Source organism: Pedobacter polysacchareus, from assembly GCF_019802255.1.
In the GTDB taxonomy this organism is placed as follows: domain Bacteria; phylum Bacteroidota; class Bacteroidia; order Sphingobacteriales; family Sphingobacteriaceae; genus Pedobacter; species Pedobacter polysacchareus.
This window is the reverse complement of record NZ_JAHYSS010000003.1, coordinates 401,790-417,177: the sequence shown is the minus strand read 5'-3', so window position 1 is coordinate 417,177 and position 15,388 is coordinate 401,790. Positions and strand designations below refer to the sequence as shown.

General features: G+C 42.7%; 11 protein-coding genes. 6 read left to right on the top strand and 5 right to left on the bottom strand.

All coding sequences use genetic code 11. The annotated features are described in order from the left end of the window. Positions 1-55 precede the first annotated feature (55 nt). From K7X70_RS09485 to K7X70_RS09460, 6 genes are read left to right on the top strand one after another with little or no spacing between them, the layout of a single operon-like run. Entirely contained in the window at positions 56-979 is a 924-nt protein-coding gene (locus K7X70_RS09485; protein ID WP_222536826.1) for an ABC transporter ATP-binding protein, read from the top strand. Between the two features lie 14 nt (positions 980-993). Further along, positions 994-3,303 carry a Gldg family protein gene (locus tag K7X70_RS09480; RefSeq protein WP_222536825.1) on the top strand — a complete coding sequence of 770 codons (2,310 nt, stop codon included), beginning with the start codon at positions 994-996 and terminating at the stop codon, positions 3,301-3,303. Then, complete coding sequence (locus K7X70_RS24410; protein WP_255607041.1) at positions 3,303-5,972, top strand: MutS-related protein; 2,670 nt, start codon at positions 3,303-3,305, stop codon at positions 5,970-5,972. Before K7X70_RS09480 ends, K7X70_RS24410 begins: the two co-directional genes overlap by 1 nt. Beyond that, complete coding sequence (locus tag K7X70_RS09470) at positions 5,911-8,763, top strand: M16 family metallopeptidase (protein ID WP_222536824.1); 2,853 nt, start codon at positions 5,911-5,913, stop codon at positions 8,761-8,763. The genes K7X70_RS24410 and K7X70_RS09470 overlap by 62 nt, the downstream gene beginning before the upstream one ends. Positions 8,764-8,773: 10 nt before the next feature. Next, complete coding sequence (locus K7X70_RS09465; RefSeq protein ID WP_222536823.1) at positions 8,774-11,062, top strand: Gldg family protein; 2,289 nt, start codon at positions 8,774-8,776, stop codon at positions 11,060-11,062. Position 11,063: 1 nt separating this feature from the next. After that, entirely contained in the window at positions 11,064-11,855 is a 792-nt protein-coding gene (locus tag K7X70_RS09460) for a sterol desaturase family protein (protein WP_255607040.1), read from the top strand. Between the two features lie 113 nt (positions 11,856-11,968). On the opposite strand, the gene K7X70_RS09455 is transcribed toward K7X70_RS09460, so the two are convergent. Genes K7X70_RS09455 through K7X70_RS09435 form a run of 5 tightly spaced genes read right to left on the bottom strand, consistent with a single transcriptional unit; the run spans position 11,969 to position 15,349 of the window. Next, the gene (locus K7X70_RS09455) at positions 11,969-12,460 is read right to left on the bottom strand and encodes a cupin domain-containing protein (protein ID WP_222536822.1); all 492 of its coding nucleotides are present in this window, start codon (positions 12,458-12,460) and stop codon (positions 11,969-11,971) included. Between the two features lies 1 nt (position 12,461). Further along, positions 12,462-13,178 carry a carboxymuconolactone decarboxylase family protein gene (locus K7X70_RS09450; RefSeq protein ID WP_222536821.1) on the bottom strand — a complete coding sequence of 239 codons (717 nt, stop codon included), beginning with the start codon at positions 13,176-13,178 and terminating at the stop codon, positions 12,462-12,464. A 34-nt stretch (positions 13,179-13,212) separates the two neighbouring features. Further along, on the bottom strand, positions 13,213-13,659 hold the full coding sequence (locus tag K7X70_RS09445) for a nuclear transport factor 2 family protein (RefSeq protein WP_222536820.1): 447 nt from the start codon (positions 13,657-13,659) through the stop codon (positions 13,213-13,215). 50 nt (positions 13,660-13,709) lie between these two features. After that, complete coding sequence (locus K7X70_RS09440; RefSeq protein ID WP_255607037.1) at positions 13,710-14,723, bottom strand: alpha/beta hydrolase; 1,014 nt, start codon at positions 14,721-14,723, stop codon at positions 13,710-13,712. Between the two features lie 44 nt (positions 14,724-14,767). Beyond that, positions 14,768-15,349 (bottom strand): flavodoxin, encoded by a 582-nt coding sequence (locus K7X70_RS09435; protein WP_255607035.1) that lies wholly within the window; start codon positions 15,347-15,349, stop codon positions 14,768-14,770. Positions 15,350-15,388 lie beyond the last annotated feature (39 nt).

Below are 15,388 nucleotides of genomic sequence, written 5' to 3'. Positions count from 1 at the left end.
AGCAGGCTTAAAAAAGCCTGCTCTCCAATACATTTTCTTAATCCAATATTTAACTATGGAACCAATCGTTCGTATTAGCGGTTTGTCGCATCGTTATAGTACCAGCTGGGCTATACGTGACATCAATATAGAGATCCCAAGGAGTGGGATTGTAGGCTTATTAGGCTCTAATGGAGCGGGTAAATCTACGACGATGAATATCCTTTGCGGCGTGCTGTCACAAACCGCAGGAGAAGTCATTATCAATGGGATCGACCTGAGCAAAGCGCCTGAACGGGCGAAACAGGAGATCGGTTTTTTGCCGCAGACTCCTCCCTTGTATATGGATTTAACGATAGATGAATACCTCAGACATTGTGGGATTTTACGTTCTATTGATAGCAAAAACCTGAAATCTGCTATGGATGATGTGAAAGAACGCTGCGGATTGACACAGATCAGCAAGCGATTGATCAAGAATTTATCCGGTGGTTTTAAACAAAGGGTAGGAATTGCCCAAGCGATTATTCACCATCCAAAATTAGTAGTATTCGATGAGCCAACTAATGGATTGGATCCCAATCAGATCATTGAAGTCCGCGGACTGATCAAAGACATTGCCACAGAACGTGCGGTTATTCTTTCCACCCATGTGCTGACCGAAGTGCAGTACCTGTGCAAACAGATCGTCATGATCGAAAGCGGCAGGATTGTGTTTTCAGATACCATGGAAGCTTTCGACAATTATGTGGCACCGCATAGCATGATCGTCCTGATGGAAAATGCGCCTGCGGCTGATGCGCTGCTGGCTATTGAAGGCATTACCAGAGTAGAATTCCTGACTGAAAAACAGCTCAGACTCTATTTTAATGGCGATCGCAGCATTTCTGAAACGCTCGTACTGGAAAGTGCAAAGCAAGGATGGCGATTGCGCGAGCTGAATATGGAGAAGAGTTCATTAGATGAAACCTTTGCCCAATTGTCCAGATTCTCTAATTAAGTACGACCACACAAATGAAAAAAATAGTACAAATAGCCAGACTGGAATTGAGCCTGCTATTTTATTCTCCTATAGCCTGGCTGCTCATCATGATCCTGTTCCTGCAAATGAGCTTTGACCTGATTCCGGCGATAGACGAAATACAGCATATCCAGCAATTTATTCCTGCTTTTTCTTTCCTGACGGATAAGTTTTTTACCATCAGCATCAAAGTAGGCAATCTTCCTTATGGAATCTTTTTTGGCATTCTTTCCAGTTTGTATCTCTACACTCCGCTCGTAACGATGGGAATGATCAGCCGGGAAACCAGCAGCGGAACGATTAAATTGCTGTATTCTTCGCCGGTAAAGCTGAGTCATATGGTATATGGGAAATTTCTCGCCATGCTGGTGTATAACCTGGTGATCATCGCTTTAATGGGGCTTTTCCTGATTGTTGGAGTTTTATTTATTGATAATTTCGATTATCCACACCCCTTGGTGGCTTTACTGGTTACTTTTTTACTGCTGAGTGCCTATGCCGCAATTGGGATATTTATGTCCAGCTTAACCACTTATCAGGTGGTGGCAGCGATCTGTACTTTTGCCGTACTGGCTTTTATGAATTACATCGGTAATTTCGGACAAAGTCTGGATTTTGTGCGCGACCTGACTTACAGTCTTTCTATGCCAAGCAGGGCGGAACGCATGGTTGCCGGTCTTTTAAACAGCCGTGATGTGATCTATTACCTTGTGGTTTCAGGGATTTTTATCGGCTTTACAATTGTTAGATTACAATTGGGGAGGGTCAGCAAACCTTTCCTTTACCATGCGGGCAGGTACCTGCTGGTATTGATCATTGGCTTGTCGGTCGCCTACCTAAGCTCCCGTCAGCCGTCAATTGTCTATTATGATGCAACTTATACCAAAGTAAATACGATTGTTAAAGCGACTCAGGAGATTTTAAAAGAGATGGGTGAGGAGCCGCTGGAAGTGACCGCTTATGTGAATGGCTTACATGGTTCTTATAGTTTTGCAGCACCTGTGAGCCGTATTCCAGCCACCGCCCGATGGGAACCTTACCTCCGTTTCAAATCTAACATCAACCTGAAATGGGTTTATTATTATGATTATCGGGATCCTCAGTTCTATATCATGAACCAGGGGAAAAGCTTAAAAACATTATTCTCAGAACGTGCCAAGGCCTTCGAAATCGATACTGCTGGGTTTTTAAATCCACAAGAGATCCGTAAACAGGTAGACTTGCGCGGCGAAAATGACAGGTTGGTTTTTCAGCTGAAATATAAAGGGAAAACTACTTTCCTGAGGACTTTTGACGATGCTACTTTCTGGCCGAATGAGCCTGAAATTGCAGCAGCGATGAAACGTTTAATTGTAACTCCTCCAAAAGTTGTTTTTGCAACAGATGGGTATCAGCGGAGCATGGATAAATTGGGCGACAGGGATTATAAGATGCTGGCCAACAATAAATCTGGCAGGTCTTCGATGATCAATTTCGGTTTTGATATAGACAGTATTTCTCTGGAGAATGGCCAGATTCCAAACGGCATTGCCGCATTGGTAATCGGTGACCCCAGAGTTCAGTTTAGTCCAGCTGCAAGAGCTAAACTACAGCAATATATAGCAGATGGTGGGAACCTTTTGATTGCTGGAGAGCCAGGTAAACAATCTATAGTGAATCCTTTACTGGATTCCCTGGGCGTAAAAATGCTGGAAGGAACGCTCGTACAAAGCAGTACAGACTTTTCTTATGGATTGGTGACGCCAACACTAGCTGCAGGGGCTGTGCTGATGGCACCGGATTTAGAAAAAGCTTATAAAGAAAAAGCGAAAATAGCGATGCCTGGCGCAGTAGCATTAAGCGATCACCCTACCGGGGCCTTCAACGTTCAGCCGCTTTTAATGACCAATGAAAAGACTGCCTGGATTAAAAAGGGACAGTTTGTACTGGATTCTGCGGCTTTGGTATTTGATGCCAAAAATGGTGATCAAAAAGGTGCTTTTCCTACTGCATTGATGCTGACCAGGAAATTGAAAAATAAAGAGCAAAGGATTATCGTAGCTGGTGATGCCGATTTCTTTAGTAATAAAGAGTTGACCAGAAGTAATATAGAGGTGCTGAACGGCAGTTTTGGTGTCAGTATTTTTAGCTGGTTTGTTCATCGGGAATTCCCTGTAAATATGTCCCGTCCAGAATCCAGAGATAACAAATTACTGCTGAGCAAAACTGGTGTCAGCACTTTAGAAATATTGTATTATGGACTGATTCCAGGCACCATATTCCTGTTTGGAATGGTGCTCCTGATTCGCAGAAAACGTAAATAATGATGAGCTTTATAACTGATAAACAAACGATCGATGATCTGAATATCTTCTCCAAATCGGGGAGTGATTCGATCTACCATATTTTTAATAAAACCTATACCCAAGGTGGGGCTTCATTACTGGAAGACCTGTTTCGGAATCCGCTTTCCGACGAGAAATTAATCAATGAAAGGGTGGCCATCCTGCGGTATTTTCAGGGAAATAAAGCTGTTTTTCCTTTACAGGGAAACCGTTTTGAAGAAGCAGAAAGATACCTGGCCAATACCGATCCCCGGAGCCGCCTTTCTAATCAGGGCTTCAGTATGGCAGATTTTAAAGCGGCCGGAGAAAGCGTCACCGCATTAACGGAAATTCTTCAAGGATTGAAAAGCTTTATGCTGGAAATTCAGCCAAAAGTTGCAGACCATCCTTATGGAAAAGAAGTAGAGAAAATCCTGGAACTTGTCAATTCCAGAGCATTGGAAATCATCTTTGCAGACCATGGAAAAGGAAAAATCTCTTCAGGTAAAATTGTAGAGTACGACAATATTTTACGCTTTCAGCAGCGTCCGCTGATGGAGAAAATCCTGCAGCATATTTACCACCTGGATGTATATATTTCTATCGCCAGGGTAGCTGAAGAAAGAGGCTATTGCTTCGCTACAGCATTAAAGCGTGATGCCAACCGCTTAAAGCTGGAAGGTCTGGGCCACCCCTTGCTAAATAAACCGGTGACCAATGCTTTGGAGATGAGCCCAGACAGCAATATTGTGTTCCTTACAGGGGCCAATATGGCAGGGAAGTCTACCTTTATGAAATCACTCAGCATTGCGATGTATCTGGCACACCTTGGCTTTCCAATTGCGGCAAAGCAAATGGAGTTTTCCGTATGTGATGGCATGTACACCACCATTAACCTGCCGGATAACCTGGCCATGGGCGCCAGCCATTTCTATGCAGAAGTGCTGAGGGTGAAAAAAGTAGCGGTTGAACTTGGTGCCGGAAAGAACCTGTTTGTCGTTTTCGATGAGCTGTTTCGTGGAACCAATGTGAAAGATGCTTACGAAGGCACCATTGCCATCATGGAAGCTTTTGCCAGTAAGCCACATTCCTTATTTGTGATTTCTACACACATTATGGAAGCGGGTGCAGTATTACAGCAGAAATGCAGCAATATGATTTTTCGCTATTTGCCTACCCGAATGGAGAATGGCAAACCGGTTTATACCTATACGCTAACAGAAGGGATTACCGACGATAGACATGGGATGATCATCATCAATAATGAAGGGGTACTGGAGCTGATCAGTGATCAAAAAGAAGCTAAAAAGATACAACAAAATCTAACTGCCGATCAGCAAACTATTGAGGATCTGAATTTGCAGGGGAAGTTTAAACAGCAATCTATTTACAGCCTGTTCAATCGCCTGCAAACGAGGGGTGGAGAGCAGGTATTGGAAGGAATGTTTGCCCAGCCTTTGAACCAGCCGGAACTGATTAATAAACGCAGTGCTTTATTCGCGTTTTTCCAGCAGCACCGGGTGATTTTTCCAGTGATCCGCTCGCAGGTGGAGTCGATGGAGGATTACCTGGCTGGTGGAGCAGGGGCAGCATTGCCAAGTGTGGCCTGGGGCATCTTTACCAAGAAATTCCAGCAAACGCTTTTCCATAGTGCAGAATTACTGCAGTTACAAGCCGGACAATCGGTGACGATTGAAGTTTTACAGGCATTTCAGGAGTTCTTCTCGGAGCTGAAAGGAAAAGCTGGTGTTGGCGTATATCAACAATATCTGGACACTGCCCTGAATATCCTTCAGGATAGCAGGTTACAGGCTATCCTTAGGAAAGGAGCCGAGCAGCCTTCCTTAATGCAGCTGATTAAAAACGATCATGTGATTCGTCATGCGATGATGAACCAGATGGAAACGTTGCTGAAACTCATTTATGAGCTGGATGTATTTATAGGTGTAGCCGCAGTTGCCGCCGAAAATGATTTTGTGTATGCCACAGCATTACCTGCCGATCAAATGGTGCTGAATATGCAGGCTTTCCGCCATCCCGGATTGAGAAATGGGATCGCGAATAACCTGCATTTAACGAAGGACCGCAACGTCCTGTTTTTAACCGGTGCTAACATGGCTGGGAAATCTACTTTCATGAAGTCTATGGGAATTGGGCTTTATCTCGCCCATATGGGCTTCCCCGTAGCGGCAAAATATATGGAGTTTTCAGTGAAAGATGGTTTGTTCTCTTCGATCAATGTTTCTGATAACCTGGATATGGGCTACAGCCATTTTTATGCGGAAGTATTGCGTACCAAAACTGTGGCTAAAGCAGTGAGTAAATCCCTGGATCTGTACGTTTTGTTTGATGAATTGTTTAAAGGAACCAATGTAAAAGATGCTTATGATGCCACACTGGCCGTCACAAAAGCTTTTGCAGCAAACAGGAACAGTTTCTTTGTGGTCTCTACACACATTATTGAAGTTGGGGAAGCTTTAGGGAAACAATGTGATAATATGCAATTCTCCTTCCTGCCTACCCTGATGAAAGATGGGGTACCTACTTATCCGTATACGCTGGCTTCCGGTATTACTACCGACAGACAAGGTATGATCATCATTGAAAATGAAAAGATCGTTGACATCATTAAAGGAAATCATCAGGTCATTCAAAAATCTTCTTTATAACCGCATCATGTTCATCAAATATAAATATTTAAGCTTTTTATTTCTTGCGGCGCTTTGTATTCCTTTTGCCTGTAAAACCAGTCAGGATGCACAGCCATTGCTGCTTGATCCAGAACTAAGAATGGGTAAACTCCCTAATGGTTTTACCTATTATATCCGCAAAAATAAAACACCGGAAAAAAGGGTCACGATGTACCTGGCCAATAAAGTAGGATCTATTCTGGAAACAGATCAGCAAAGGGGCATCGCCCATTTTGTGGAACACATGAACTTTAATGGAACCAAACATTTTCCTAAAAAAGAGCTCTCCAATTACCTGGAAAAATCAGGGGTGCGTTTTGGAGCAGACATCAATGCCAATACTGGTTTTGATGAAACGGTATACCAGCTTCCATTACCTTCGGATGATCCGGAATTACTGGACAATGGCCTGCAGATCATGCGCGATTGGGCGCAGGATGCCAATATGGAGGCGGAAGATGTGGAACGTGAGCGTCATGTCATCCTGGAAGAAAAACGTTTCCGTCAGGGAATTGCACAGCGTTTACAGGAGAAAAGTCTGCCTTTTTACACCAATAATTCCCGTTATGGTTCGCGTTTGCCGATCGGAACAGCAGAAGTATTGCTAAAAGTGACACCGGAAGAAATCCGAAGTTTTTATAAAGAATGGTATCGCCCAGATCTTCAGGCTATTTTGGTGGTCGGAGATGTGGATGTAGAGCAGATGGAGAAAGACATCAAGGCCAAATTCTCAGACTTGAAGAACCCGGAAAAATCAACAGCGCGTCCGGCTTATCGCGTCAGCCTGACCGGTAAAAACCAATATATGCAGTTCATAGACTCAGAATTTTCCGGAGTCTCTTTAGAGATCATGAAGAAACAGTTGGCGGATACCATCAGGACAAAGGCAGATTACCGTGCAGATTTGAAGCAGAGATTGCTGGCAGAGCTGGTGAGTATCCGGTTTAGAAGACTGCCTATTGTCGGTTTTACACCGCTTTCTGGTGGATTAACTTCCTTCTCTGTGAACCTGAGCACTAAGCCAGGAGAGACCGAACAGGCTTTGAAAAGTGTATGGCTGGAACTTCGTCAGATGGAAGAACAAGGCTTTACAAAATCAGAATTGGAAAGGGTGAAAAAAGCCTATCAGTTCCAAATGGATGAAGCTCTGAGAGAAAAAGACAAGACCAGTTCTGAAGTACTGATCAAACCTTATCTCCAGCATTTTTTAACAGGGAATGCCGCTCCAGGAATCGTTCAAGAGGCAGAACTGGCGAAAGAATTACTTCCTGAGGTTGCATTGGATGAAATCAATAACCTGATGAAGTCGTACATGAAAGCTGAGGATCGGGACATCATTGTGAAATCTTCTGCTTATAATAAAACGTTTCTTCCGGATGAAGCGACCCTGCTGAAATGGATAGAAAGCGTATATGCGCAAAATTTACCTCCTGTAGAAGAAGAGGAATTAGACCTTCCGCTGCTTAAAAAAGAACCTGTTTCAGGAAAGATTACTGCTATTGAAGAGATTAAACCAGCTGATGTTCAAAAGATCAAACTGAGCAATGGAATGACGGTCTTGTTGAAAAAGACAGACTTCCAGAATGATCAGCTCCTGATCAAAGGCTTTGCAGCAGGGGGAACCTCTTTATCTGGCGATGCAGATTATGAAAGTGCCCTGAATGCGGCAAATATTATTGCTGCTGCGGGCGCTGGTAATTATAATGCCTTGCAGCTGGGGAAAATTATGACCGGAAAAAAGGTTCAGCTGAGCCCTTTTATGCTGGATCAGTACCAGGGATTTAATGGCAGTACCACAAAAGAAGACTTGCCAGCTACGCTGGAGCTGCTGCATGCATATTTTATGGAACCCCGCAAGGACGAGGAGTCTTTTCAGACCCTGATCGGAAGAGCAAAAGAGCAGCTGCTCAATAGAGAAGATAGTCGATCACAGGTGTTTATGGACACGGTAAACCTGGTTTTGGGAAATTACAGCAGTCGTAAAAAACCACAAAGCATCAGTCGCCTGGAAGCAATCCGGCTAGACCGCGCTTTTGAAATTTATAAAGCACGTTTTGGCAATGCTGCAGCTTTTACCTTTCTTTTTGTAGGAAATATAGCAGCCGAAAAACTGAAACCATTATTGGAAAAATACCTGGGCTCCCTGTCTTCGACAGGAGCGGTGGAAAAGGCAAAGGATCTTGGTATTAACATTCCTGCCGGAAGGATTGCTAAAACCGTGTATAAAGGCACAGAACAGAAATCAAGTGTAATTATGGCATATTCAGGCGACTTCGATTACAATTTTGAGCACACAATTAAAATGAATGCCATAGCGGATGCTTTAACTATTAGTCTGACGCAGCGTCTTCGTGATCAAGAGGCTGGAACTTATACCCCAAATGTACAGCTCAGTTTATCTAAATATCCGAAAAGCAGGTTTGCATTGGTCATCTCTTTCGACTGTGCGCCTAAGAATGTAGAAAAACTGACTGCATCAGTACAAGATGAACTCAACAAAATGAGAACATCAGGTCCTTCCGCAGAAAACCTGCAGAAGTTTAAAGCCGCACGTAAAGTCGGACTGGAAACAGGGGCCAGGAACAATGAATTCTGGATGGATTACCTGGCTTCGCAAGTGATGAACAATGAATCTCTGAACCAGTTTTTTGAGTATGGGAATGCTTTAAATGGCATCAGTACAAAATCTGTTCAGGAAGCAGCTGCAAAATACATTCAGGATAAAAACTATGTGAAACTGGTTTTAATGCCTGAAAAAACTAACCCTTGATGATAACCCTATGAAGAAAATTATACAAATAGCCAGACTGGAACTTAGTCTGCTATTCTATTCACCAATTGCCTGGCTCATGCTGTTCATCTTATTCGTGCAGATGAGTATGGATTTTACCCCCAGGTTACCTGATTTGGCCCGTGGAGCAGGACTCAGCGCGCTCACAGATAAGCTATTTATCAATCCGGAATATTTCGGTGTACTTAGTGTGATTCTGGATAAATTGTACCTCTATATTCCCTTGATTACCATGGGCATCATCAGTAGGGAAACCAGTAGTGGAAGTATAAAATTGCTGTATTCTTCTCCGGTGAAATTAAGCCAGGTGATCTACGGAAAATTTCTGGCCATGATGGTGTACAACCTCATGATCATCGCTGTAATTTGCCTGTTTGTACTGGTTGGCGCGATTTATATCCCTCATTTTGACTACCCGCATATTTTAGTGGCATTACTAGCCATTTATTTAATGCTCAACACTTTTGCAGCGATAGGGATTTTTGTATCCAGCTTAACCACTTATCAGGCGGTAGCCGCGATCAGTACTTTTGTGGCGCTGGCTTTTATGAATTATATTGGCAGAGTAGGACAGGGGATCGATTTTATCCGTGACCTGACCCATAGTCTGTCTATGCCGGATCGTACGGCAAGAATGATGTCTGGATTGCTGAATAGCCGCGATGTCATCTATTACCTGGTGATTTCCGGGATGTTTCTCGCTTTAACGATTACTAAACTGGAATTGGAGCGGGTGTCGAAAACCGTATGGCAGCAAGCAATGAGGTATGCATTGATTCTATTGGTCGGTTTGACGATTACTTACGTCAGCTCCCGTCAGCAGATGATTGGGTATTACGATGCCACGGCCACCAAGCAGAATACGATTAGCAAAAATACGCAGGAAATCCTTAAAAAGATGGGTGACGAACCTGTGGAAATGACCGAATATATCAACGGTCTCGAAGATTCTTACAACCAAGCTAAGCCGAATCAGCGGATTGCTGATATTGCCCGATGGGAACCTTACCTGCGCTTTAAACCCAATATAAAGTTGAAATGGGTGTACTATTACGATAGCATTCCCGGGATCACCGAACAATTGAAACAGCAGAATTTTACTTTTAGTCATTACGTAATGTTCATGTCTAACCTGAATAAACTGGACCTGCGTAAGTTTTTCGCACCTGAAGAAATCAAGAGAAAAATCAATCTGGAGGGTGAAAATGCACGTGTGGTGATGCAGCTAAAGTATAAGGGTAAAACTACTTTCTTACGTACCTTTTCTCCAGATAGTTATTTCTGGCCGAAAGAAGCGGAAACCGGCGCAGCCCTAAAACGACTGATTGTGAATGCGCCTAAAGTTGTTTTTGCAACAGACGGTTATCAGCGCAGCATGAATAAAGTAGGGGACAGAGATTATAAAACTTTGGCTAATACCAAGCTAAGCAGAGGCTCAATGGTGAATCAAGGATTCGATGTAGACAGTGTTTCTTTAGAAAATGCAGAGATTCCTGCAGGTATCGCAGCATTGGTGATTGCAGATCCTAAAGTGGCTTTTAGTCAGCGGGCTATGGCTAAACTCCAGAGATATATCGATCAGGGAGGAAATTTGATGCTTGCCGGAGAGGCCGGTAAACAAAGCGTGATCAATCCCTTACTGGATTCCCTGGGAGTTAAAATGCTGGAGGGAACCTTGGTTCAGGAGAGCAAAGATTTCTCAAATGATCTGGTCACGCCAAATTTATCGGCTGGCGCAGTGGCGATGACTCCGGAATTACAGCCTTATTATTTACGGAAATGGGTAGTTTCTATGCCAGGAGCAGCAGCTTTAGCCTATAATCCTGAAGGATCATTTACCGCTCATCCTTTGTTGATGACCAACCCGGAAAGCAGCTGGCTGAAAAATGGCAAACTGGTATTGGATTCGGCAGCCGCAGTATTTAATTCGCAAGCGGGAGATCAGAAAGGAAGCTTTCCTACTGCTTTGATGCTGACCAGAAATCGCAACAATAAAGAACAAAGAATCATGGTTTCTGGAGATGCCGACTTTTTAAGCAATGCGGAGTTGTCAAGGATGAATATGCAGACCATCAATAGCGGTTTTGCTTTAGGTATTTTCAAATGGTTCGCCTACGGAGAATTTCCGATAGATACGAGCAGGCCTGATCCAAAAGACAATGCTACAACACTGACTAAGACTAGTGCAAAAACCTTACAAATACTTTATTATGGCGTAATCCCAGGAGTAATCTTCCTGCTTGGACTCGTGATCCTGATTCGCAGAAAACGTAAATAATATGAACCAATTGTTTGAAAATATTAGCTGGGCATTTCTCCTCACTATAGGTCGATATTTTACCATCGCAGGCATCTTTTTTTTAGTTTTTTACCTGCTTTTTCCCAAAAGATTACTGCGAAATAAAATTCAGGGCAAGCTGGCGGGTAAGGCTGATTTCCTGCGGGAAATCCTGCATTCTTCGGTATCTAGCTTGGTGCTGGCCATCATGGCCATCATCGCGCTCTCCGAAGGAATCCGTGGATATACGTTAATCTATACCGATTTACAGGCGTACCCAATATGGTGGATTCCGGTAAGTTTATTGCTGACCTTATTGGTTCATGACACTTATTTCTACTGGATGCACCGGATTTTACACCATAAAAGGCTGTTTAAGGCCACACATCTGGTCCACCATCAAAGTACCAATCCTTCTCCATGGACTTCCTATTCTTTTCATTTTCTGGAAGCCATAGCGGAAGGATCAGTGATGATTGTATTGGTTTTTGCCTTGCCTTTGCATCCGATCACCTTGGCGCTGTTCGCCTTTTCCTCTTTTATAATCAACGTTTACGGACATTTGGGCTATGAAATTATGCCTAAGGGTTTCCGAAATACTTTCTTATTCGAAATCGTAAATACTTCTACTTTCCATAATCTGCACCATCAGAAGTTTAAAGGGAATTATGGATTGTATTTAAGGGTATGGGACAGATGGATGAAAACGGAACATCCGGATTATGTGAAAGATTACGACCGGATGCAGGAGCAGCGATTTGGGAAATTGCAAAGGGGTCCTTCATCTGATTAAGAATTAAACAACCAAATTAAACCTAACCCGCATGCTAAATTTTAGATGCGGGTTTAATTGTAAATGTATTAGCCTACTTGTTTAAAGACCTTGAAGTATAATGGATGATTTTATTATTTGCGGTTTAAACTCTTATAATCTTCCTCGGTCACACTTTCCAGCCATTTTGTAGGACCATTTTGTCTTCCCGTAATCGCTACCTGGACAAATGCAGTATCTGCATTTGCCCCATGCCAATGGGCTACATTTGGTGAACATTTGATCACGTCTCCTTTGCGCAGTATGATTTTCTGCTGTCCTTTTTCCTGATAATAACCAACTCCATCAGTGGCGAGTAATATTTGTCCGGCGGGGTGTAAATGCCATTTGCTTCTTGCGCCAGGAGCGAAAGTCACATTGCCAACAGCATTCTCATTTAAGCTATCGGCATCGATCAGGGATTTCACCCATACTTCACCTTTAAAATTATCAGTTGTATTTTTATCTCCCTGAGGGAAAATAAGTGATGTTTTTTTCGTTTTGGCAGTGTTTTCTATGGAGCTGCAGTTGCAGGAATAAAATAGGGCCAATAAGCAGGCTAGGTTGATTTTTATGACATACTTCATTTTACTTTTTGTTTTTAAGTACATTGTTTAACACTGTTTTGGCTGATTCAAATTCATTTTTCCCAATGTTTGATTTGATCACATTCAAAAATCCCTGCAGCTGGCTTGGGGTTAAACCCAGGTTCAGACAAATATTCAAATGAGAATTTAACATCGGTTCAACTCCAGCAATACTGCTTAGAACGGATATGGTGACCAATTCTCTTTCGGTGTAGCTGAGTACATCGCGTTCAAAAATATCGGCAAACAAATGTTCTTTAAGGAATATCTCTATTTCAGGAGCAAAAGCGGCATAACCGGTTTTTTTAGCGGGTTCAGTTATGCCGGTCAATTCTTTCAATATGGCTTTACCGCGCACGTACTTGCTGCGTTCATCATGGGTAGGTGATGCTTCAGCGCCGATTAGATCATTGATGCCCTTTTTTTTGCGCTCTTCTAGTACCGCCATGAAGGTCTGTAAGCCACGAATACTGCGTGGAAAACCGGCATAGGCATAGATATGGATCAGGCTTTCTTTAATCTGGTTGACGGTTAGCCCTGCTTCTAGTCCTTTGTTCAGTTCAGTCTTGAGCTTTGTTAAATCACCTTTTCCCGTTGAAGCCGCAATGCGAATGATACTTTTCTCTTTCGAATTCAAACTCATATTTTGAGCTTGCAACATCAGGGAAAAAGCACTTAATATGAGGATTAATGCGATGATGATGTGATGTTGTTTCATAGTTGATCTCTTTGTTTTTTGCACAGTTAAGCTCTTATTTTCCCCCTTGGCTCATCAACTTTGTAAACGATAGGGAGCCCAGTTTCCATGTTCCCTCTTGTTTGATATACACTTCGGTCACCATAAATGGGTTGGTCACTTCATTTCCACCGACAACGGCCAGCAGATCAATCCTATTTAAAAGAATGGCGGTGTTTTCGATGATGTTGAGCGATACCTCATGGATGTCCGCTTTTTTGTACCAAATGTTTCCAGATTTTATGACGTTGATTTCCTGCTGTTTCCCCCAGGATCCGCCCATGTGAACAAACACTGATTTTTCATGAAAGAGTTTATCCAGAACCTCGATGTTTTTGTCGGCCATCCAGGTCCATTTATCTTTGGAAAGTTTAATAATTTCCTGCTCTGCAGCAGGGCTTTGTGCAAAAGAGAATTGTGTACCCGTTAGCATTAGGAATAGTCCGATCGTTAATGATTTCATATGGTCTGTTTATAGCGTTTATAATAGAATGAATGTGTTCTGGTCAGCTTTTATTGGAGGTGCTGATCAAAGAAATTAACCAGTTTAGTGACCGCCTGATTTACGTACTTAGGTTTCCAGTAAGTTTCGATATGTGTGGCTCCATCAATCACAAATAATTCTTTAGTTTTTGCATTGCTCGCTTTTACGAATGCTTCATCTGTCATGTATTTTGTATCGGCTTTGCTTCCTGCAATCATCAATAGGGGTTGAATGATCAAATCCATATTGGTGGCGGCATCAAAAGTCATTAAATCCAGCAGGCTGCTTAACGTATATTTAAAGGTAGAGTTGGGATGTGCATGGGTTCTGTAATAGTAAATAAATCCTTCACGATATAGATCCGTTGGGATCTTGGCAATTTCTTCATCTGTTGGCATGACCAGACCGGTATAAATTACTTCTGCTCCAGCGGCTTCCTGTGCACGGGCATCTGAAGCTTGCTTTAACCGATCCTGAATCGTAGTGAGCTGGGAATTCTGAAAACCATTACGTCTTACCTCACCGGAATTAAACATACTCAAAGTCGCTACAGCTTTAAAGCGTTTATCACCCTGTGCGGCCTTTAAGGTATAACCACCGCCACCGCAGATTCCTAAAACACCAAGGCGATTTAGGTCCACTCCGGGATACTGGCTAATAAAGTCGGCCATTCCATGAATATCTTCAATACGATTTGCAGGTTTATCTACGTTACGCGGCTTTCCACCACTTGCACCCTGATAAGCTGCATCGGCAGTAATAGTGATATAACCGGATTCTGCCAGACGTTGCGCATATAAACCGGTAGTCTGTTCTTTCACGCCGCCATTGGGATGAGCAAGCACTACTGCCGGGTATTTCTTTGTGGGACCATAACCTGCCGGGGTATACACATTTGCTGCAATGTCTATCCCATTCAGTTTGTAGGTGACAGGATGAATATTCAATTTTCTGGATATATTTTCTGTAATAGCACCACCATAAACCAATCCGAAGGGGTTTTTTGATGTAGTTTGAGCAGAAGAAATAATGCTTGTGATCATAAACATGACTATTAGGGTTAATCTTATCTTTTTCATACTTATTTTTAATTTATCAGGCCTATTTTCTTTAACCAGCTTTGCAGCTCAGCCTGGACCTGTTTTTCTTTGTCGCCTTTCATAACGAATAAAATGCCTTCTTTCTCTTTTCCGCCATTAGTAATGAAACCTTCCAATATTTTACTATCGGGACATAATTTTTTAAGGGTTTCAAAACTGCTGCCGATGCCATATCCAGCATTGGTATTAAAGGGGATGACTGTTTTTCCAGTCAGGTTATATTGTTTCAAAAAGCTTTTGACGGGAGGTGGCAGCTGCATTCCCCAGGTCGGAAAACCGATAAATACCAGGTCGTATTTTTCTATATGGTCAATTTTCGTATTTAGTGCTGGTAAAAAGTCGCTGTAATTTTCCGAAGCTACCTGATCCACAGTAGTTTGGTAATGGTCAGGATAGGGATTTACCAACTCTAATGCAACGAGATCGCCTCCCACTTTCTTATGGATAATTTCAGCTACAGCCTTGGTGTTTTGGGTCCTTGATAAATAAACGATCAAGACCTTTTTGTCTTTTAACAATTCAGTGAATCGCGGAGCCGTTTCCTGAGCCCTTGAACAGGATGATAACATCTGCAACAGCGTAAACAGGGATAGGCAACATGTTTTAAA